This is a genomic window from Geminocystis sp. M7585_C2015_104 (genome assembly GCA_015295805.1).
In the GTDB taxonomy this organism is placed as follows: Bacteria; Cyanobacteriota; Cyanobacteriia; order Cyanobacteriales; family Cyanobacteriaceae; genus DVEF01.
In genome coordinates this window covers 21,628-43,382 of record DVEF01000053.1, presented here as the reverse complement: position 1 = coordinate 43,382, position 21,755 = coordinate 21,628, and the positions used below count along the sequence as shown (strand labels likewise).

The following is a 21,755-nucleotide window of genomic DNA, read 5'->3' as shown; positions in this document are numbered from 1 at the left end:
CCCTCCCCCTCGGGGTGTATCCCCTTATTTCCAGCCTTTGTCTGCCTGGGCTAACACATAGGCTGCCACGTCTTCGATTTGTTCAGCCGTCAGACGGCCACCAAATGCTGGCATGGCGGCTTTCCCGTGTATTATTTGGTATTTAATTTTATCTATGTCGTACATGTCATACTTCTGTAAGTCTTCCTTTTGGAGGGTTTTAGCTGCATTTACCACATTCTTCCCGCCCATGTGACAAGCGGCACAATTGGCACTAAACACCGCCGCGCCGTTGGCCAAATTCGCCGCCCAGGCGGGATTGATGTTTGCCAAAGAAATGCTACAAATGCTTGCCAACAGTACTATCAAGCTAACAACTCTTCTCATCTCTGTCTTGAAAACCTGTTTTCCATATTGTCCTTTTTTATCTTCAATATTTTGTCTCCCCTTGTCAAATGACAGTTTGTCAAACTTTGTTACCTTTCTTAAAATAATGCTCCTCTAAATACGACATTTTTCCCTTTGGGAATATATAGCTAGACAGGCATCGAGCTCTAATTTACTTACATCTGTTGCTCGTAAATCTCTGCGAATAATCATCCCATTTTCTCCCATTATCAAACGGGGTAATTGTTGATAGTTAATCAGGGAAAAATCTTCCATATCATAAGTGGTGTATTTAGTCAAATCCCCGCTGTTAAAATCTATGTCTACCACTGTGAGAGTCTTTTTCGGCGGCAACTTGTCATCCTCCCCAATTAGATGACGGGGTCCCTGACCCAATGCCCCCGCATGCAATAATTGTATTGTGCCCCTTTTTGCCGGATAATAGGCATGGTGGTGTCCACTAATGTAAGTATGGACATTGTACTTTTCTAGTAACCGACGTAATCCATCCCCATTCGCCAATACTTCGCCGGGATGATTCTTCCTCGCCGCCACCCCGTATAACGGCAAATGGCCGATAACAATTCTCATTTTAGCCCTTTGCGCCCTTTTAGAGGCTAGGCTTTTTTCCACCCATCTGAGTTTATCTTCTGGTATCCTATTAGACGAGGCATCCCACACCAAGAAAAAAATCCCTTTCTCCTCAAAGGTGTAATAGAAGGGATAGTGGGTGGTGTCTATATAATTTAACTTCGGTTTGTGTTTGGGGTTTTGCCAGTATTGTTTTGCAAGTTTCCTGTCTTTAGCAAACAAAAACTTTCCCCCAACCATCACACTAGAGGCATCATGATTACCTAGAGTAAAGGCAAAGGGAATCCTTAAATCCCTTATGGGTTTGGCTATTTGACTGTCAAAAGCCTCCCACATGGCTTTGATTTGTGCCTCCGTTAGGCTAGCTTTTTGAGAAGCAATCATATCCCCCCCACAGATAACAATATCCGGTTGCCAAAAGGGGATCATTTTTATGGCAAGATGCACCTGATTTTCGTATTCTGTCGAACCATAGCTACTATTTAGATCACTAATTACCAATATTCTTACATCTTCCCGAGGGGGATTATAGGGCTTATATTTTTCTACCATTCTTGCTGTCTCAGCCGGCAAAAAAATAGTCCCCCCTATAGTCTCTCTTGCCGGTATTGTTTTTACGCTTACCAGGGAGATAGATTTTAATGCCAAGCTCAATATTAGAATATTTATTATCCTCCTGAACATCACAAATTGCACATTTTTATTACTGCTGTTTTTAAGGTATCAACCGGATCTTTTCCTATCTTTAAATCGTATTCCACCTCTAGCAAAATTTCCAGGCACTCTTTCAGCCTAAAAAGGCTAATGTTTTTCACCTCTTGTCGAAGGAAATAAACCCTTTTCGGATTGCCTATCTCCCCATATTCTGCTATGGTATTCTCATCTTCCCCCGACTCTGTCATGGCCTTCACTATACACCAGGTGCGGAATTGTCCTACCATTGTAGCCACTATCTTCAAAGGATTTTCATTCTGGTTATTGATTAAATCTTCCACCTTTAACAGGGCGGAATGATTGTCCCCTCTTAGAGTTGCTTGAGCTAATTGTATACTATTCTGGCCACTAATATTCACCAAAGATTCTACTACTCCCTCCCCCATAGTCTGGCAGTCATCTCCTTGATATATGGACAACTTTTCCAATTCTTGCCATAAACTTCGGGTGTCATTCCCCACCGAGTTGGCGAGAATATTAATCGCTTCCTTACTAAGTTTTATTCCCTTTTTCGCCGCTAATTCTTCTACTCTTTTCACTAATTTTTCTGTCTGCCAAGGGGGAATAATACTAAACTCTTTCACCTGGGCATTTTGAGTTATAAGTTTGCCAATTTTGAGTCTACTATCAGGCTTTTTTGTGGCAGTGAAGATTAAGTGCGTGGTTTCTGGAATCTGCTTCAAATACTTCTGCATCTTTGCCACCAACTCTTCCTCTGCATTTTCCTGAAACAGTGTCGTGTTGTATATCCAAACCAGGCGATGGCTACCCCCAAAGGGAGGAGTCATGGCTAAATATATCCCCTCTAATAAAGACTCTCTTTTGTCGCCAGGAAACCTCCCCCAGTTGAATTGTAACCATTCACTATCTAAGTAGGTTTCCTTTAAAGACATTATTTCCTGTTGTATGGCAAAATCATCGTCACCCCAAAAGTAGTAAATCGGCATTTGCCCTCCTATATGCCTGACCGGTTATAATTCTAGGTAACCGTCAATGGGAACACACTCCTATATATGATAGTCCACTACTAGGCAATATAAAATGATAGAATTCCATGAAGATTGATGCCAATTATTGGATTGAGAAACTACAATTACAACCTCACCCTGAAGGGGGATTTTATAGGGAAACCTACCGCAGTTTAGACATAGTTAATAAGGAAAACACTCTCCCCAGACACCAGGGAGAAAGAAACGCATGTACCGCTATTTATTACCTCCTCACAAGTGAACAATTTTCCGCTTTTCATATACTGGAAAGTGACGAAATTTTACACTACTATTGCGGCGCCCCTATGACAATACACCTGTTGGATAAACAGGGCAACTATCGCCAGAAAAAATTGGGAAATAACCCCGAAAATGACGAGGAGCCACAAGTAGTTGTCCCCCATCATACCTGGTTGAGTCTCTCCGTAAACACCCCTAATTCTTACAGTCTAATCGGTTGTACTGTGGCCCCCGGTTTTGATTTTCGAGATTTTCGGTTGGCTTCAAGACAAGAATTACTCCAAATCTATCCACAACACCGGCAATTAATTGAGAGTTTTACCTACGGCTGACTCTCCCTCGTTGTTATCAAAATTCCCCCTAAAATATTACCTAATCATTGACAGAAAAAATATTTGAAATTATAATATAAACAATATCTTGAAATCGAAAAGACAAAAAAAAGAGAAAGAATGGACGGAAATTATCAAGAATATATCAACCGGGTGGTGCAAATGACTATGCCAGCCAACTATAAGCAACAGTTGGCAAATATTCAACCATCCCCCAAGTTTAATAACGGCGTAGCAGTGGAGTTTCCCGGTTATAGCATTATCACACCTCCCTGGAAAGATGATGAGTTTAACGATGAGTTTTATCAACACCTGGAAGAGGTACAAAAACAATTAAAAGACAGTCTGCCAGAGGGTTTATTTCTAACCGTACCCCCTGAGAGTTTCCATCTAACCCTAGCAGATTTAATCTGGGATAAAGACTACATATCCGCCACTAAAGAGAAAGAGAATTTCGACAGGTTGCTTATCACAGAAATAGGCAAAATATTTGAAGAATACCAAAAGTTACATCAGCCCGATTCCCTAGAATTAGAATTGCTAGGCATCTCAATATTTCCAAGGGCAATTGCTGTATGTCTAGCTCCCACGGAGAATAGCTACAATTATATTATCGAGCTCAGAAAAATGATATACCAAAATGAACAAATAATAAGACTGGGAATAGAACAACAGTACGAATTTGCGGCTCATATTACCCTCGGGTACTTCGGAAAAAGTGGTAAAGATTTGAATATAGAAGAAGTTGAAAAGAAAATAGTAAAAATAAATGACGAGTTAGCAGAAAAAAGACTGCCCCCCTTCCGGCTTAAACAGTGGGAATTGAGAAAATTCACCGATATGACCAACTATATAAGGGAAAAAGACTGGGCAACAATCAGATTGTAAAAGCACAGAAAGGATGGGAATACGTATCTATGGTAATAGAGAAATAAAAACCCTGGCGGGAAAAGAAACTCGTCCTACCACGGCCAAGGTAAGAGAGGCTATATTTTCCATCTGGAGGGAGAAAATTATAGGAGCAAAATGGTTGGATTTATGTGCAGGAAATGGTACAATGGGCGCCGAGGCCTTGTGTCGTGGAGCCAGGGAAGTAGTAGCCATCGAAAAATCTCCTTTGGCCTGTGATATTATCAGAGAAAATTGGCAGAAGATAGCGGCCCCCAATCAAAGATTTCGCATCCTCAGAGGGGATGTTTTAAAAAGATTAAAAAGTCTAAGGGGGGAAAAATTCGACCTAATTTACTTTGATCCCCCCTATAACCTTAACCTATATAATCCCGTTATGAAAGCCATTAGCGATTATGAATTGTTAAATCCGGAATCGGGGGAGTTGGCAGTGGAATACCCCCCCAAGGAATCACTCCTCAATTCCGACTCCCCCCTCTTACTCCTAGATACCAGAATCTATGGAGATACCGCCATCAACTTCTACTCTACTGGTGTCAGGAAATAATGGGTGATTATTGTTGAGATACTCGTAAACAAGCGCATTGCAACTTTCCAAAATAAGCCCTTTTTAAACCCCATCTCCCCCATCCCCCAAATCCCTCCCCCTCCTCCTATTCCCCAATTTTCCTTATCTTTACAACCTACTAATAATCTTGTTTAGAATCTGCATACCAGTTATCGCCTGCCAACCAAAAATCAAAAGAATCGTCATATTCAAGGCTACATGAGTAGCTCTGGCAAGCTCATTACCCTTCTGCATAAAGGGCACTAAAGAGGCAGAGACTGCTACCATAGACATCATAGTCAGGCCAGCAATTAGATGGGGGCCTATAAATAATTTACCATTGTTGATATAGGTGACGGCCATACCACCCACTGTGCCTAATACCACCAATGCCATGAAAATCGCGCCCACCTGATGATGTCTTGTGGCATAATTGCCCTTGATTAACTCTTTTCTCTCCTCCTTGTCTGCCAGACGAGTCTTCTTCGCCATTATCCCCAAATACAGGGCATAAATCGCCGTGGCAAACAAAATCCACATTAGAATGGGATGAGCAAATTGTGACCAAATTTTTACAGATTCAGGTATTGCTATATTCATCTTTTCCTTTACCCTCTCTTTACCATTGATAAAATAACTTAATATAATTTAACATAGCTTGACCCTATGTCCCACAATAACATACTCTCAGTTGCCAACCATCAGCAGGGTGTTACTGGGAGATAGTTACTGTTAGACAATCAGACAGACGACAAACAAAATAACTCCTCAACCTTGGCAGTAAAAGAAACAACAGGAGTGTCTGTTAAAGAGGGGGTGGATATCAGAAGGGGAAAAGTAGAGATAGTCCCCTGTAACAATCTGTCACAATAGTCTGTTAGTAATTACTGGTAGAGGGTGTGTGTCGGATAAAAGATAAAAGTAAAAAAAAAAGAAATACAAATCCCACCCAAGCCATCGGAAAGAAAGAGGAATACTCTTGTTACCACTGATTGCTATGTTGCTGGTTGCCAGTTATTATCGTCAATGACAGCCAATAATGACCAGTAAATAACGAAAACAGCTGGTGTCAGGCAAGAGAAACGAAAGACAACTCCCATCTGATGAGAAAAAGGGATACTCTTGTTGCCACTGACTGCTGGCATGAATGACGGCTATAATAATTCCCTTACTACTAGTAAAATAGATGCCAGACAACAATAACCCATACACTAACAATTCTTGCCCCATCGGCAATGACAAAAACAATTAATAATCCTAGCAACGGCAAAAATAAACTCCTGTCAGACATGACAGTTACTTGATAACCCTCCTTGATGCCTATTTGCCGACAAAACAAACAAGCCGTAATGAGAATCCAATACTAGTGGCTATTAGGAATAAAAAAACAACATCCCCCCCCGCCATTGGCTGTGGTGACAACCCCTCCCCACCAGCAGACGCCCAATACTTCCAGTGTCTTTCATTTCAGAAGAAGACTAGAAAAACAAGTCCACCCCAGAAAAATCAAAGGATAACGGCAAGACATATACCCCACCAGCAGTAGTCGCCAAGGGGCATAATGATATTGGCTAGGATGGCAAACACATCTAGTTGAAAAGAGAAAGCAGAATAACAGTGACTGGGATGGTAGTAGAAAGACATGGTGGGATTCTGGCGGATAAATGACAACAATGTATTACCCATGGGGAGGAGAGGGAGAAACTAGGCGAAGGGAAGAAGAGTTTTGTAAACTGGAAATGTCCCTATTGCCAGTACAAAATAATACCGTCTTGATTTCTGCTAACAACAATTCTACTAAACCCTCCAAGGCTTCCATAGAAGTCATTGCTGCTTTGAGAAAAGGATAGGCAAATCCCACTAAATCCGCGCCCAATGCCAACAGTTTTGCCGCCTCCAAGCCATTGCGAATGCCACCAGAGGCAATCAAAGGGATATCCGGATACCTCCTGGCGATGGCTACCACACAATCAGCGGTAGGAATACCCCAATTAGCAAAGGTTTCTCCTAAGGCTTTTTGTAGGGGATTAGTAGCCCTTTTACTTTCCACCATAGCCCAAGACGTGCCACCGGCACCGGCTACATCTATTGCTGCCACCCCCACACTCAATAGTTTCTCCGCCATCTCCACACTAATCCCATTCCCCACCTCCTTAACGATAACAGGTATTGGCAGTTTCTCACACACCTTTTCAATCTTCGACAACAGGTGTTTGAAATTAGTATCCCCCTCCTGCTGAATACACTCCTGCAAAGGATTTAAGTGGAGAATTAAAGCATCTGCCTCCAGGATTTCCACTAGGGATAAACATTCCCGCCAAGAATAACCATAATTCAGTTGCACTGCCCCTAGATTGGCAAACAATAGTATATCAGGGGCTATGGAGCGCACTTTGAAAGTATGAGCCACTTCTGGTTTTTCGATTATAACACGTCCCGAACCAATCCCCATGACCAAACCGTACTTTTGCGCAATTATTGCCAGTCTCTTATTGATTAATTCTCCATTGTCCGTCCCACCCGTCATAGAAGAAATCAACAGTGGCGTCTTCAGTTTATGCCCCAAAAAAGTAGTGGAGATATCGATTTCTTGATAATCTAACTCCGGCAAACAGCAGTGGATAAACTCGTACTTTTCTAAACCATTTTTAACCTGGGAAGCTTGCACTTTTTCATCTAAACAAATGCGTATATGTTCATCCTTTCTTTTCTGGGTTTCCACAGTCATCACACCTCTTTATGGGGTTTATTGGGGATATTCGTCAGGATGGGGATGGTTGCTAATGCTAATCAGACTTACAGCAATTTTACCAGAAAAACACACATCTACATCGGTTTTTTCAGTCCTTTTCCTCTGCAAATACTCCCCCTTATACCAGTAACTGTTTCCTTCTTTTCTAAACTCAATGGGGAGGGGATCAATACTGGGTTTGCAAAACACAATTTCTGGGCTACAATCCTCATCAAGATGGGGCAAATTGACATTCCAAAAACACCCCCTGGGCAGTCTTTTTGGCAATAACTCTGCCAACACCCTTGTCGCCAGTTTTTTTGCCAGCTGCCAATTAATTTCTCTTGGGCGTTTCCGCAGGTGAGAAAAGGCGATTCCCTTCAACCCCAAAATCGCCGCCTCTCTTACCGCTGCCACCGTTCCCGAAACATAAATGTCTACTCCCAGATTACCGCCAGCGTTAATACCAGATAATACCCAGGTAGAAGAGGGCGCCAAACAAGACACCGCTAGACGCACACAGTCTACCGGAGTCCCATTTACCGCATATTCCCCGGGTTTTACCTCTTCCAGGGTTAGGGGATAACGGGTAGTAACTTGGTGACTACAACCGGAAATATGCCCTGCTGGGGCAACTATTATCTTTTCCCCCTCAACAATCTCCTTTAAAACCCTAATACCCTCCGCCTCAATCCCATCGTCATTGGTGAGAATAAACACCTTCTCCCCCTTCCTAAGGTACCATCGCCTACAATACCATAAAAACCCTTCTCATACAACCCCTTCCCCGTGAGGGTTTATAATTGCAACCCCTCCTTGCCTCCATACCATGCCAATCCATACCGTGCCAATAATTATCATTCGTCTACATTTAGCTAATCCTTACCATTCCCCACAAGACACTATGACTGGTATCTCCCTTACATTTAGCTAATCCCTACCAGGGATTTCCCACAAGATACTATGACTGGTATATCCCTAAGGAGTAAGATAATTACCACTCGTTGGCCCTTGGCATATTAAGTGGTTTCCAGGAAAGAATCATTATTGGCATCGCCATCTTCTTTTTGTCGGCGGCAGACTGGTTGCCCCAATAGCAGGGGATAATTGTTATTGGCAGGCTTGGCTACTTTATTTTCTCCCTAGATAACTTCCAAGGGGGGATTTTTGTTGCCAATATCATTTCCTTCTCTAGACTGGTTACCCCCTTTTGGAAGGGGAGACTGGCTTGTAACACGGGGATAATAAATATTATTATCCATAACCGGTTAGTTACCCCCCCAGGGGATGTTTTGGAAGTATAAACTGCCTTATGGTAGTATCCATGCAGACTATCACAATTTTTTTGTCGTTATTTCCTCTATTTCAGTTTAAAGCCCCTAGGGGAGAGTTAATATTCTCACCTACCCTAATATAACTTTTCAAACCCAGAATAATTGTCTGTATTCAGTTGCCCTTCGCCGGATAACCTACAGTAAGAAATCATTATTCCGCCTATTCTCCCCACTATGAAAGTAGACTGGTTATCTCTTACTACTGGTATCCTTCCGACTATCCTAGAAGGATATTGACAGTAAAAGGAGAATTGTTATTGCCATCCCACTGTTACCACCTTTCCGGAAATTCCCTGTTGTCTCTAGACTAGGGTTGTTTGGGATTCTCAATCCCCACCTTTATCATTCGTCTGTATTCAACCACCCCTTTTTCCTACAAGGCATTATGACTGATATCCCCTCTGCCTTGAAATTGGGACAATGATTATCATTCGTCTATATTTGTTTTACCATCTCCTCGGGATAAATCTTGGCTTGGTAGGCAGGGGATTAGTAGTCTTATCCCCACTAGCCACTCCACCCCGCTGCTTGTGTCTGCCTCCCCATCCCCTGCTGATTTACTCTCCTTTCTAGGAAGGGGTTATTATTCTCACTCTCCCCCCTTTAACTTTTCAAATGCAGATAGAAGTTGGTTTTTCTCCCCTCTTCCGAAAACCCCAAGTCTTCCCCTCTTTTTCTCCCAACACCCAAAACTAGTCTACGGTTTGCTTTAATACTCATCATGAATATGAATGCCTGACAACAAAAATGATTGTTATTCCTATCCACATTGGCCACTCTTCCCAATCCCCTGCTGAAGAATGATTATATTCGTCTGTGGGTCATCGCCGCCTTTTTCCCTTTTTCAACTTCATCCCTCTTTTTGCAATAGTCTCACGGATTATTGATATTTTTTCTCATGGTTTTTCTATACATTCCGGCATTACCCCTTCTATTGCCACTTTTTCTCAAATAATTCTTGAACCCAATAACATGATTATCCTTGTTGCGTGGTTGGCTACCCCACCCACGGGGCATATTGCTATATGCCCCTACAATCCCCCTTACTCTACATCTACCACCTACATCCTATCCCCTTTTGAAATCCCACATAACCGGATTGTCGTCTAAATGCCTGGTTACCTCTTCACCAATATCACTAATAGCCTTTAAATCCTCTGGAGTTATCTTTATATCCACCGCATGGGCATTCTCCTCTACCTGTTGGGCATTCCTAGCACCAACTATCGCACTGGTTTGGGGTTGATGGATTACCCAGGCAATGGCTAACTGCCCTAAGGTGCAATTGTACTTCTCAGCATAGGGCCTCAGTTGAGACAAGGCTTTCTTCACCCTTTCCCAATGGGGGGGTTGAAAAAGACGATTGTCTTTGCGATGATCTCCTTCAGCAAAGGTGGGATTATCCCCAAATTTCCCTGTCAAAATCCCCTGTGCCAATGGCGAATATGCTAGAATGGAAATCCCCCTCTCTACACACCACGGCTGGATCTGTTTTTCCACAAACCGCCAAAATAACGAATAGGGCGGCTGGATACTGTCTATCTGTCCATATTCACACGCCTGTTGTAACTGTGATAGGGAAAAATTAGATACCCCAATCGCCCTTATCTTCCCCTCCTCCTTCAACTTATTCATCGCCCTCATGGTTTCCTCTATCGGTACTACTTCCGTACCCCAACTTCCAGAAGGCCAATGAATCTGATACAAGTCAATATAATCTGTCTGTAGGTTTTTTAAAGAATTGTTACAAGCCTCTATCACCTGATGATACTTGAGGTGGTTGGCAAATACCTTAGTGGCTATGACTACCTTATCCCGCACATCCTTTATAGCCTCCCCTACAATCCTCTCTGAATGCCCATCTCCATACACTTCCGCTGTGTCAATGGTATTAATACCCAATTCCACTGCCCTTCTTATGGCCTTAATACTCTCTGAATCCTCTATCCCCACCCACATCTTCTTGCCAGCCTGCCAGGTGCCCATTATTATAGGCGTTATCTCAATCCCTGACTTGCCCAATTGTCTTTTTTCCATGACTTCCTCTCTTTTCGTTTTCCTCCATCCCCCATTTTAATGGTATCTTGTAGGATTATTCACTTCCCTACGCCTATGGCAACCAGTGGTAAATGGCAATTTTGGATTGACAGGGGTGGCACCTTTACTGACATTGTTGCCATAACCCCCCAGGGAGACATTATCACCCATAAACTCCTCTCAGAAAACCCCCAACACTACTCCTCCGCCGCCATCGAGGGTATTAGACAAATCCTCGGCATTCCCCCCAACAAACCCCTCCCCCTCGAAAATATTGAAGTAATTAAAATGGGCACAACTGTGGCTACTAACGCCCTCCTGGAAAGAAAGGGGACTCCTGTAGTATTAGTAATTAACAAAGGTTTCAAAGACGCCTTAAGAATCGGCTATCAGCAACGCCCAAATATTTTCGCTAGACACATCACCTTACCAGAGATGTTATACCAGAAGGTGATTGAAGTGGAAGGGCGTTTGGATGCCAACGGGAATGAAATTCAACCCCTTAACCTTCCCCTACTAGAAACTGACTTACGCCAGGCATATGCAGAAGGCTTCCGCAGTTGTGCTATCGTTCTTCTTCATAGTTATAAGTGTAACAAACATGAACTGCAAGTAGAGGCTCTCGCCAAGAAAATCGGTTTCCCCCAAGTCTCCGTCTCCCACAAAGTCACCAGTCTCATCAAACTGGTAAGCAGAGGCGACACCACCGTGGTTGATGCCTACCTATCCCCCGTCTTACGTCGTTATATCCAACAGGTGGAAGAGAGTCTCTCCCCCAATCCCCCCCGGTTGATGTTTATGCAGTCTAACGGGGGTTTAGCCGATAGTAGATACTTTCAGGGCAAGGATAGTATTTTATCAGGCCCTGCCGGCGGCATTGTCGGTGCTGTTAAAACTTCCCTTCAGGCTGGCTTTCACAAGATTATCACTTTTGACATGGGGGGCACTTCTACTGATGTTGCCCATTACGCCGGCGAATACGAGCGAAATCAAGAGACGGAAATAGCCGGAGTGAGATTGTGCGTGCCACAGCTAGCAATTCACACCGTAGCTGCCGGAGGAGGTTCAATTTGCTACTTTGACGGTCAAAGATACAGAGTCGGCCCAGAATCTGCCGGTGCCAATCCCGGTCCTGTATGTTACGATAGGGGGGGCGATAGACTCACCATAACCGACTGTAATCTCCTGTTGGGCAAAATTCAACCCCGTTTCTTCCCCTTCCTCTTCGGCAAGGATGCCAATCAGCCTTTAAACTTACGGCTTGTAGAGACAGAATTTCAACGTCTACAACAACAAATTAAACAACAACTAAAACAAGATATATCACTAGAGGAAATAGCCCAAGGTTTTATCTCCATCGCCGTCGAAACTATGGCCAATGCCATCAAAAAAATCTCCCTTCAAAAGGGCTATGATCTAACTGAATATGCCCTCTGTTGTTTTGGCGGCGCTGGTGGGCAACATGCATGTCTTATTGCCGAAAATTTGGGCATAAAAACCATCCTTATTCACCCCCTTGCAGGGGTTTTATCTGCCTACGGCATCGGCTTGGCTGAAATCAGAATTATCAAAGAAAAAACTCTCAATTACCCCCTTGTCCCCGATATTATATCTCAAGTCGAACACGAATATTCCCTACTAGAAATTATCGCTAGGCAGGAATTACAAAAACAACATCCTGGCTCGTCAGATGATATTACCATAATAAAGACCATTTATCTCAAATACCAAGGCAGTGACTTTAGCATTCCCGTTAAATTTTCCACCAACACCCGTCTGTTACAACAAGAATTCCTCCAGCTTCACCGCCAAAGATATGGCTTCATACTAGAAGATGAGAATCTAGTAATTGAACAGATTTCCCTGGAGTTAATTTCTCCCACCTACGACGAAAATAACCTTCCCTCTCTCTCCAGACAAAACTCCCTAAATAAGTTTCCAGCCAAGCCAATAGCCACTGTCAAAATGTATACTAAAAATCAATGGCATGATACCCCTGTCTACCAAAGAAGTGACCTTAAGTTGCATCAAAAAATTATAGGTCCTGCAATAATAGTTGAATCCATAGGCACCAATGTAGTTGAGCCAGGTTGGCAGGCTGAAATCATCGAATCTGGACACCTTGTTTTAACTCAAATAAATAAAGAAAGAGCCCTACCTGTTCAACAATATTCCCTGGATAAACCTGACCCAATTTTGCTAGAAATTTTTAACAATCTCTTTCGATTCATTGCCGAAGAAATGGGCATAACCCTCCAGAAAACTAGCCATTCTGTTAACATTAAGGAAAGACTTGATTTTTCTTGTGCCATATTCGACTCTCAAGGAGAATTAGTGGCAAATGCCCCCCACATACCTGTACATTTGGGGTCAATGAGTGAGAGTGTTAAGGCCCTAATTAATGATAGCAAAATAACCCTAAAACCGGGGGATGTATACATCACTAACAACCCCTACAATGGAGGCACTCACCTTCCGGATATCACTGCCATCACTCCTGTTTTTATAGAATCTTCCTCGAAACCAGATTTCTTTGTCGCTTCCCGTGGACATCATGCTGACGTTGGCGGCATTACCCCCGCTTCTATGCCCCCCCACAGCAAAGATATTCACGAAGAAGGAGTATTAATCGATAATTTTTGTCTGGTAAGGGAGGGAATTTTACAAGAAAAACAACTGGCAGAATTACTTCTTAATCATCCTTACCCCGTCAGATATTATCAACAAAATCTTGCCGATTTACAAGCCCAAATAGCTGCTAACGAAAGGGGGGCCAACGAACTACGCAAAATTGTTGCCAAATATGGCCTTAAAACCGTCAAAAAATATATGCAATTCATACAAGAAAACGCTGAAAAATGTGTCAGAGAAGCTATAAAATGCCTCAAAGACGGCAGTTATAGTATTCAATTAGATAATGGCGCCACCATCCAAGTTAAAATTATCATCAATCCCCAAGACTGTAGTGCTACCATCGACTTTACGGGCACATCTAGTCTACCAGAAAGTAACTTCAATGCCCCCATTGCCGTAACCAAAGCAGTAGTATTGTATGTTTTTCGCACTCTGGTAGAAGACGATATTCCCCTCAACGCCGGCTGTCTTAAACCCCTTCACCTCATAATACCCTCCGGCTGTCTTCTCAACCCCTCCTATCCCTCCCCTGTCGTCGCCGGCAATGTGGAAACCTCTCAACTCCTCGCCGACTGTCTCTATGGCGCCCTCGGTATTATGGCCAACTCCCAAGGTACTATGAATAACTTTACCTTTGGTAACAATCAGTATCAATACTATGAGACAATTTGTGGTGGCTCAGGGGCAGGATATAACCATGATGGTACATCAGCAGTACATGTACATATGACCAACTCCCGTCTGACAGATGTGGAGGTATTGGAAACCCGTTATCCAGTGAGGGTGGAAGAATTCAGCATTAGGAAAAACAGTGGTGGCAAAGGCAAATATAGGGGAGGTGATGGCGTGGTGAGGAAGATTCGTTTCCTTCAACCCATGACGGCCTCCATCCTCTCCTCCAGGAGAGTTATTCCCCCCCAGGGTTTACAAGGAGGCGGCGAGGGGAAACCTGGAGTTAATTATATCCTCTTTGCTAACGGTGGAAAACAAATACTTCCCCCCACTGCCACTGTTAACCTTCACCAAGACGACATTTTTGTCATTGAAACTCCTGGTGGTGGTGGCTTTGGTAGTTCCTAAACCCACTATTATATTTGAACAGGCATGATAAGATAAGTCATAGAGGTACCATCCAGGGGGGTTACCACCACTGGTTGCACTGGGCCGTTAAAATGGAACTTCACTTCATGAGAGGAGAAAGCCTTTAAACCCTCCAGCAGGTATTTGATGTTAAACCCAATCTCAAACCCCTCCCCGCTGATTTCTGCCGTCATTGATTCTTTTCCACTGCCTATCTCCCCCGCCTCTATCGCCACAGTCAACTCCCTGCTAGTAGGATTAAGTCTAAACCTAACTAAACTGTTTTTCTGGTCACTAAAAACCGAAAGACGTTCTAAACTATCTATCAGCCTTTTTCTTTCCACTGCCATTGTCTTTTGAAAACTGTTGGGGATTAATCGGCTATAATCCGGATATGCCCCTTCCAACCTTCTACTAGTCAGTATCACATCCCTCAGTCGAAATGCGACATCCTTAGAGGCTATACACAATTCTACCTTTTCTCCTTCCTTAGCCCCAGACAGTATTCTCTCCAATTCTCTTAATCCCCGCGCCGGTATTGTAATTTCAAATCCTACAGCGCCGCTATAACCTTCTACTTCCTCTTCTTCTACTTTCTCCCTCACCACCGCCAAACGATGTCCATCTGTTGCCGCAAACTCTATGGTATTATCATTACATTTTAGATGTACTCCAGTTAAAATCTGTTTAGTCTCATCATTGCTTGCCGCAAACAAACATCCCTTTAATCCCTCCGTCAAAGCCTCCCCTGGCAAGTGAAACCCATTCTCCCTTACTAAAGGCAGAGGAGGATACTCATCCCCCCTCATTCCCCGCAACTGAAATCTTCCCCCCAGGCAGTGAATCCCCACCAGCGGGTTTTCTTCCTCCTCTCTTTCCTCGTAGGTGATAATAATCTCCCCGTCTGGGAGACGGCTTACCACATCATTTAGCAACTTTGCCGGCAGTGTTATTACCCCTCCTTCTTCCACCCCCGCCGGGAAACTACTTTGAATTCCCACCGTCAAATCAAACCCAGTCACTGTTACCTCGTTTTTTCTCTTATCTGCCACCAACAACACATTTCCTAGAATAGGATGGGTTGGGCGAGAGGGCACCACTCTACTCACTAGCGATAAATTATTCTTTAATTGCTCCTGAGAACAAATTATCTTCACTTTTAATTCCTCCCCTCATCCCTCGTCAATTCACACAGACTACCATTATAACACTTTCCTCCCCACACCCCTTTCTGGTGGAGACAAGATGAACTGGAAATTTCCATCAGTAACCCTTGACAAAGGGGGGGCGGGCGAGCTAGAATAGCGAGAGGGGCGGCAGGAGAAGTGACTGCCAGGGCGGTGCCTGCGAACATTTTAAATAAGAATTTATTGCAAAAAGTGAGAAAGATAAATGGAATAAACAGCAAAAAGAGGAAAAGATGGAACTAAAACTGTGCAGCTGGCCAGAGGTAGAAGAATACCTGAAAAGGAGTAATGGGATAATAATACCAATAGGCTCGACGGAACAACACGGGCCAACAGGATTAATAGGAACAGACGCAATATGTGCGGAAGAAATAGCAAAAGGAGTGGGAAAAGAGGCAGGGGCACTGGTAACACCAACAATAAATGTGGGGATGGCACTGCATCATACAGCCTTCCCGGGTACAATAAGTCTAAGACCTACAACCCTAATCTTATACATTCAAGATTTCCTAACATCCTTGGCCAAGGCAGGATTTAGAAAATTTTTCTTTATAAACGGCCATGGAGGCAATATAGCCACCCTGAAAGCAGCCTTTTCTCAGGTATATGAACACCTAGAAGCCCTCAACATACCGGGAAGTGAACAGGTAAAATGCAAATTGGCTAATTGGTATATGTGCCCCAAAGTGGTAGAATTGGCCAAAAAACTCTATGGCGAAGAAGAAGGCAGTCATGCCACCCCCTCAGAAGTGGCAGTCACCCAATACTTCTATCCCGAGGCTATCAAAAATTTCCCCCTGACAAAAGAAGTGGCAAAGGGCCACCCAATTTACGGGGCAAAGAATTTCCGTCAGTGTTACCCGGATGGTAGAATGGGATCTAACCCGGCCTTGGCCACTCCAACACATGGTAAACAATTCTATGAAATAGCAGTGAGGGAGTTAACGGCAAGTTATCGGGAATTCATTAGCAGTTAAGGTGTTCAACAGACAACACATGAAGTCATACCTTGCGGCATCTGTTTGCATGACCAGTACCCCAGACGTTGATAAAAACTTGCAACAAGCAGAAGAATACATAGAACTGGCAGTGAATCAGGGGGCTAAATTAGTCGCTTTGCCCGAGAATTTCGCTTTTCTGGGGGAAGAAGAAGAGAAAGTAGCCAAAAGACACGAAATTGCTACCAAAAGCGAGAAATTCCTCATCCGCATGGCACAACGCTTCCAAGTTACCATCCTGGGAGGTGGTTTCCCTACACCCATTGCCGATGACTCCTCAAAAGTCCATAATACCGCCGTATTGATTGCCCCCAACGGTCTAGAGTTGTGTCGCTACCACAAAATACATCTGTTCGACGTCAATCTACCGGATGGCAACTATTATCGGGAATCTAAAACAGTAATGGCCGGTAGTTGTCTGCCGCCAGTGTGTGATGCCGGCGATTTGGGCAAATTGGGCATTTCCATCTGTTATGATGTCCGTTTCCCCGAGGTTTTTCGTCATCTTTCCCGTCAAGGCGCGGAAGTAATTTTTGTCCCTGCCGCCTTTACTGCCTATACTGGAAAGGATCACTGGGAAATTCTAATACGGGCCAGAGCCATTGAAAATACCTGTTATGTCATTGCACCGGCTCAAACTGGCAACCACTATGGTCGTCGTTTTACTCATGGACATGCTATGATTGTAGACCCCTGGGGCACTGTCCTAGCTAACACCGGCGCCAAAGAAGGCATCGCCCTAGCAGAAATCAACCCTCAACGCCTACAACAAGTCAGACAACAAATGCCTTCTCTCCAACACCGTGTGTTTGGCTAGTATTACTTGGCGATACTAGCATCAGTCTCTTTGCTGGGGTAGTGTAGTACAGTCTCCCCTCACCAGAGGGGATGTTGGGCAAGTGTCTCCCACTAGTGGGGGTTTTTCAGGGTAAATTGGGCGATAAAAATACCAATAATCGCTAGGAGGCCCATAAGGTAAAAACCATAGATGTAGCTACCAAATAAATCTCTTATTTGCCCCACAAAAATAGTGCCCACCAACGCGCCCACCCCATAGGCCGTAAATACAATACCGTAGTTTTGGGCATAATTGTCAGGATTGAAAAATCTAAGTGTCATAGTAGGTGCCATGGCTAGCCATCCCCCCAAACAAAACCAGAATAGAGAGAAGGCTATTAAATAAACCACAATTTGCCCCTCCTTGGCTGAAATCATTAAAATACAGGCTGCCAAGATAATTGTGTAGGAGGCTATAGCCACAAGCCGGGGAGGAAAACGATCCGTCAACCACCCGAATAAAGGACGACTAATACCGTTAAACAGGGCAAATAAAGAAACACTCCTAGCAGCTAAATTAGAGTCAATCCGGATAATTTCCAATCCCACAGGGCCAGAAATGCCGATGGCCGTCAGCCCCACCAAGGCCCCAATGGCGTAACAAAACCAAAGCCCGTAGAAAGAGGGGCTTTTTAACATGGGGGTATAATTGATAACCCTAGGGTTGGACTTTTCTGCGGTGAGACTCATGGAATCCTTCCAATGAGGGGGGGGAAACCTAAGGGCCATTGCTATTGCCGAGATGATGAGAATAAAAGCAATCCCTAAAATTCTCAGAGAATTATTCACACCATGGGATACAATCAACTGATTTGCCAAAGGGGCAGTAATTAGGGGAGAGAGGCCAAAACCAACAATTGTCAACCCCACGGCTAAACCCTTTTTGTCGGGAAACCATCGGGCCACCACAGCCATGGGTACACCATAGGCAATACCAACTCCGGCACCAGCGATAACGCCATAACTAAGAGTAATCAAGGCAATATTAGGAGCAAAACTAGCCAAAATATAACCCACCCCGACGAGCAATCCCCCCAAGGCAGTCATCACCCGTGGACCGATTTTGGGAATTAAAAAGCCGGCAATGGGCATAAAAATCGAATAGAACAACAAACCAACAGTATAAGGTAATAAACTCTCCGTGGCGGTGATATTTAACTGATTTTCCAGCGGTTTCCTAAAAATACTCCAGGAATAAACAGTTCCCAAACAGAGTAAAACTGTCATTCCCATGGGAATCAGTAACCATCTCCCCTGTTTTGCCTCCAGTCCAAATAGCTGTAAATACTTTTGCTCATCCATAGTCATCCATCCTCGGATTCATGACAAAAAGTCCGCCGCCATCAAGGGGAAATTTTCCCCCCCCAGTCGGTGGCAGAAGATTTTCAAAAGTGAGTTAGACCTCCCACATAGGCCGTCAACTAAATTAAACTGGACTTACCGGCAAAAGATCAAGGTTTTTTGTCATCAAACGATAAAGCTCTTACAATCAAAAGGCCGCAGTCATTGTATCGCCGAATCTACACTTATTGGGAATTAGTCGCATCTTGGTCAACTCAATTTGGTCAACTCGATAATCAATTAACCCCAACCTCCCTGTTAACGGCCCCCGTTAAGAAGACTGACTCCCCGCAATTCCCTGGCGGTTTCAAATGGGCTTGTCTTACCCCCGCCTCTCACTATCTTGAATTACTAAAAGTTTCAATAGTATTTTAAGGCTAGTTTTTCCCCATATTACACTGCACCAGTCTCTCCGCCAGGGTGGTATAATACAGTCTCCCCCCACCAATAGAATATTCTGAGCGGATGTTGGGCAAATGTCCCCTAGGGGCATTTAGACTGTAGTCCAGATTCTCAATGAAAATAATCCAATCGTTGTTCCTACGCCAGCCTACTTTTTCCCCAAAACGATTATAATTCTCATCGTTAGTGAGTTTTCCGGGGCGATTTCCCGTCTCCAAGAAAACCTTCAACTGTGTCCTTAATCCAAAGAGGCCTCCGGAAGACTCATACCACAACCGATCTATTGTTTTCAAGTCCCAACAGGGGATATTTCTAATGTCCTCTAGCCTCATCCATCCCACCATTTTCCTCCCAGTAGCCGCCAATAATAAATCCCTTGTCTCCTCATTGGCCCGTCGCCAATCCCCCCCCTCCAAATACCTAGCCAGTTTCTCATAATTAACACCACTTTCCGGCGAAACTAAGCCTCTTTCCCCTCTTACAGGGAATAATGTCGTCAACACCATAAACCCTGTCAGCAGCAATCCCTTCATATTAATCCCTGTTTTCCCTTTACCAGGAAAGATAGGGTAACCTTTTGGCAGTCTCATGAATCTGATTCTTATTCTTCAACAATAGGCCACAAGTGTCCCACTGTCCTGTTATTAACATATTCCTTGCCCCTGAGGGCATCCTTACGCTACAACTATAATGACCACATCTTACTTTCATAGTTTCCAAATCCAGAGTCATGGTAATATCTGGGTTTTCCTGTAACAGATTCTGAATACTCTTGATGTTTTCCGGGGTAGAAGTGACACAGGGGATACCCATAGCTAAACAGTTGCCAAAGAAAATCTCCGCAAAACTCTCCCCCACTATCGCCTCTATACCCCAACGGGCAATGGCTTGCGGCGCATGTTCCCTACTTGAACCACACCCGAAGTTCGCATTTACTACTAGTATCTTCGCCCCCTGATACTGTGGCATGTCAAAGGGGTGTTTCCCATTCAAAGCCTTCCTGTCATCCTCGAATACGTGTTCTTCTAATCCCTCAAACGTCACACATCTTAGAAAACGAGCTGGGATAATCCTATCAGTGTCAATATCATTCCCCACCAGAGGAATACCTTTCCCCGTAATCACAACCCTTTCACTCATGCTAGCTTCTTCCACATCCCTAATCAACGTCAACCATTATCATTTATCCCTGCTCCAAAAGCAACCAAAAGGCTGCAAAAGACTGAGAGGAGGGGGAAGACTGGATAGCCAGAAAATGAACCCCATTAGCCTTCTTTTTTACCCTTTCAAACCCCAAGGCCTCCTCCAGGGTATTGTTATCTGTTATACTGGCCAGAATCCAGCTATCACTGGCCCCCGTTTCCAAACAGAGACAAGGGGGATTAGTCTTCTCCCTTTCTAGACGTAAATGGGCCAATTCCAACCCTGACATCCAAGCAGCCAGGGGCAAAGCTCGAGAGGAGAAAACCAGCAATCCTGGAATCTTTGTCTCATCAGAGATAGATGCCATTTCTAGGGGGAAAGCCTCCCCAAAGGCAATATCCCACTCCCCCATCTCCCTCAATTCCCCTGCCTGTAGCGTTACCAAGGCCCATTTGTCATTCCTATCCCCCCTTAGGGCATCCGGCAAAGCAATAGGAGTCGTAGGCAAATACTGAATCCCCCCACTGGTAGATGCCGTCTCATCATACCCCGCCTGTTGGGGATAAAAATTCGCCATCCTCTCTGCCAACCACTGCTGCAGAAAGTAGGTTCTACGAGAAGCTACAGCGGGAATTCCCACTGCCTCACATCCTTTTTTTATCATGTTATTCATCTGTTTCCGGAAAAAGCGAATTTTACTGGGTGCCTCCCCCGACTCCTTTATTGCCCTATCTATAGCCTTAGCTAAGGTGATGGAATTTACCTCCTGATTGCCACAAAATTGGGAATAACGAAACAAACTGTTCAAGTCTGTATCCACCGTAGTCGGACTTTCACAGATTAATACTTCCCATAACTTCTTCTTGTTCTCATCTAAAATGGGACGTGAGTAGAAATCTAACTCCCAAATTTTCCCCATAATACTCCCCTGGCACACAACAGTACCATTATACGCCCCTTAGGGGTAGAGCCCCACCCCCCTGGTATAGACAAGTTCCACTCCTACATACCCCCACGCACGCAGGGCAGAATTTCTCTTATGAATTTTTCCTCCAAATTTTGTGGGCTGATATTAATAAAAAGACGGTCCTTATATTTCATTACAATCCCAGAACTGCAGGTTTCTAGACAAAAACACCCCTTTAGCTCTACAATTTCCTCAATTTCGTATTCCTTAATTAGTCTTTGTAACTTGGGCAAAACCTCATAAACCCCCAACTGATGACAGGCCGATCCCATACATAAATATAAATTCTCCCTAGACATTTTTCACCACTAATTGATTGTTATTCCCATTGTTTAATTTTTTTGGGCCTGGGGTGGGGTGAGGGCCATGGTTCATA

The 21,755-nt window shown here is 44.0% G+C and carries 22 protein-coding genes; 6 read left to right on the top strand and 16 right to left on the bottom strand.

Annotated features, from left to right (window positions below; translation table 11 throughout):
- Window positions 1-24: 24 nt before the first annotated feature.
- The 3 genes from IGQ44_06190 to holA form a co-directional block, all read right to left on the bottom strand.
- Window positions 25-366 (bottom strand): c-type cytochrome, encoded by a 342-nt coding sequence (locus tag IGQ44_06190; protein HIK37559.1) that lies wholly within the window; start codon window positions 364-366, stop codon window positions 25-27.
- A 114-nt stretch (window positions 367-480) separates the two neighbouring features.
- Complete coding sequence (locus tag IGQ44_06185; GenBank protein HIK37558.1) at window positions 481-1,641, bottom strand: metallophosphoesterase; 1,161 nt, start codon at window positions 1,639-1,641, stop codon at window positions 481-483.
- Window positions 1,641-2,618: a DNA polymerase III subunit delta gene (gene holA, locus IGQ44_06180; protein ID HIK37557.1), complete on the bottom strand. Its 978-nt coding sequence runs from the start codon at window positions 2,616-2,618 to the stop codon at window positions 1,641-1,643. The genes IGQ44_06185 and holA overlap by 1 nt, the downstream gene beginning before the upstream one ends.
- Before the next feature lie 107 nt (window positions 2,619-2,725).
- On the opposite strand from holA, the gene IGQ44_06175 reads away from it, so the two are divergent.
- From IGQ44_06175 to rsmD, 3 genes are all read left to right on the top strand, one after another.
- Entirely contained in the window at window positions 2,726-3,232 is a 507-nt protein-coding gene (locus tag IGQ44_06175; GenBank protein ID HIK37556.1) for a cupin domain-containing protein, read from the top strand.
- A gap of 120 nt (window positions 3,233-3,352) precedes the next feature.
- A complete protein-coding gene (locus tag IGQ44_06170; protein ID HIK37555.1) occupies window positions 3,353-4,120 on the top strand; it encodes a DUF1868 domain-containing protein in 768 nt (255 codons plus the stop codon).
- Between the two features lie 19 nt (window positions 4,121-4,139).
- Window positions 4,140-4,688, top strand: coding sequence for a 16S rRNA (guanine(966)-N(2))-methyltransferase RsmD (rsmD, locus tag IGQ44_06165; GenBank protein HIK37554.1), 549 nt, complete (start codon window positions 4,140-4,142; stop codon window positions 4,686-4,688).
- Window positions 4,689-4,817: 129 nt separating this feature from the next.
- Here the strand turns inward: rsmD and IGQ44_06160 are convergent, their stop codons facing one another.
- The 6 genes from IGQ44_06160 to IGQ44_06135 form a co-directional block, all read right to left on the bottom strand.
- Window positions 4,818-5,288: a DUF4079 domain-containing protein gene (locus tag IGQ44_06160; protein ID HIK37553.1), complete on the bottom strand. Its 471-nt coding sequence runs from the start codon at window positions 5,286-5,288 to the stop codon at window positions 4,818-4,820.
- Between the two features lie 423 nt (window positions 5,289-5,711).
- The gene (locus IGQ44_06155; GenBank protein ID HIK37552.1) at window positions 5,712-5,936 is read right to left on the bottom strand and encodes a hypothetical protein; all 225 of its coding nucleotides are present in this window, start codon (window positions 5,934-5,936) and stop codon (window positions 5,712-5,714) included.
- Window positions 5,937-6,194: 258 nt separating this feature from the next.
- Window positions 6,195-6,362, bottom strand: coding sequence for a hypothetical protein (locus tag IGQ44_06150; GenBank protein ID HIK37551.1), 168 nt, complete (start codon window positions 6,360-6,362; stop codon window positions 6,195-6,197).
- A 4-nt stretch (window positions 6,363-6,366) separates the two neighbouring features.
- Window positions 6,367-7,416: a type 2 isopentenyl-diphosphate Delta-isomerase gene (locus IGQ44_06145; protein ID HIK37550.1), complete on the bottom strand. Its 1,050-nt coding sequence runs from the start codon at window positions 7,414-7,416 to the stop codon at window positions 6,367-6,369.
- Between the two features lie 18 nt (window positions 7,417-7,434).
- Window positions 7,435-8,139: a 5'/3'-nucleotidase SurE gene (surE, locus tag IGQ44_06140; GenBank protein HIK37549.1), complete on the bottom strand. Its 705-nt coding sequence runs from the start codon at window positions 8,137-8,139 to the stop codon at window positions 7,435-7,437.
- A 1,682-nt stretch (window positions 8,140-9,821) separates the two neighbouring features.
- Window positions 9,822-10,790 carry an aldo/keto reductase gene (locus IGQ44_06135; protein HIK37548.1) on the bottom strand — a complete coding sequence of 323 codons (969 nt, stop codon included), beginning with the start codon at window positions 10,788-10,790 and terminating at the stop codon, window positions 9,822-9,824.
- Between the two features lie 75 nt (window positions 10,791-10,865).
- Here IGQ44_06135 and IGQ44_06130 point away from each other — a divergent pair, with 75 nt between their 5' ends.
- On the top strand, window positions 10,866-14,504 hold the full coding sequence (locus IGQ44_06130) for a hydantoinase B/oxoprolinase family protein (GenBank protein ID HIK37547.1): 3,639 nt from the start codon (window positions 10,866-10,868) through the stop codon (window positions 14,502-14,504).
- An 8-nt stretch (window positions 14,505-14,512) separates the two neighbouring features.
- Here the strand turns inward: IGQ44_06130 and IGQ44_06125 are convergent, their stop codons facing one another.
- A complete protein-coding gene (locus tag IGQ44_06125; GenBank protein HIK37546.1) occupies window positions 14,513-15,661 on the bottom strand; it encodes a DNA polymerase III subunit beta in 1,149 nt (382 codons plus the stop codon).
- Window positions 15,662-15,663: 2 nt separating this feature from the next.
- Complete coding sequence (locus tag IGQ44_06120) at window positions 15,664-15,858, bottom strand: hypothetical protein (protein ID HIK37545.1); 195 nt, start codon at window positions 15,856-15,858, stop codon at window positions 15,664-15,666.
- A gap of 66 nt (window positions 15,859-15,924) precedes the next feature.
- Between IGQ44_06120 and IGQ44_06115 the strand changes: the two genes are divergently transcribed.
- Window positions 15,925-16,668, top strand: a complete 744-nt coding sequence (locus IGQ44_06115; protein ID HIK37544.1) for a creatininase family protein — start codon at window positions 15,925-15,927, stop codon at window positions 16,666-16,668.
- A gap of 19 nt (window positions 16,669-16,687) precedes the next feature.
- A complete protein-coding gene (locus IGQ44_06110) occupies window positions 16,688-17,506 on the top strand; it encodes a carbon-nitrogen hydrolase family protein (protein ID HIK37543.1) in 819 nt (272 codons plus the stop codon).
- Window positions 17,507-17,598: 92 nt separating this feature from the next.
- Here the strand turns inward: IGQ44_06110 and IGQ44_06105 are convergent, their stop codons facing one another.
- From IGQ44_06105 to IGQ44_06085, 5 genes are all read right to left on the bottom strand, one after another.
- Window positions 17,599-18,834, bottom strand: coding sequence for an OFA family MFS transporter (locus tag IGQ44_06105; GenBank protein ID HIK37542.1), 1,236 nt, complete (start codon window positions 18,832-18,834; stop codon window positions 17,599-17,601).
- 410 nt (window positions 18,835-19,244) lie between these two features.
- A complete protein-coding gene (locus IGQ44_06100) occupies window positions 19,245-19,802 on the bottom strand; it encodes a GUN4 domain-containing protein (GenBank protein HIK37541.1) in 558 nt (185 codons plus the stop codon).
- 19 nt (window positions 19,803-19,821) lie between these two features.
- Entirely contained in the window at window positions 19,822-20,409 is a 588-nt protein-coding gene (leuD, locus tag IGQ44_06095) for a 3-isopropylmalate dehydratase small subunit (GenBank protein HIK37540.1), read from the bottom strand.
- A 43-nt stretch (window positions 20,410-20,452) separates the two neighbouring features.
- Window positions 20,453-21,331: a Tab2/Atab2 family RNA-binding protein gene (locus tag IGQ44_06090; GenBank protein HIK37539.1), complete on the bottom strand. Its 879-nt coding sequence runs from the start codon at window positions 21,329-21,331 to the stop codon at window positions 20,453-20,455.
- Window positions 21,332-21,414: 83 nt separating this feature from the next.
- Window positions 21,415-21,678 carry a (2Fe-2S) ferredoxin domain-containing protein gene (locus IGQ44_06085; GenBank protein HIK37538.1) on the bottom strand — a complete coding sequence of 88 codons (264 nt, stop codon included), beginning with the start codon at window positions 21,676-21,678 and terminating at the stop codon, window positions 21,415-21,417.
- Window positions 21,679-21,755 lie beyond the last annotated feature (77 nt).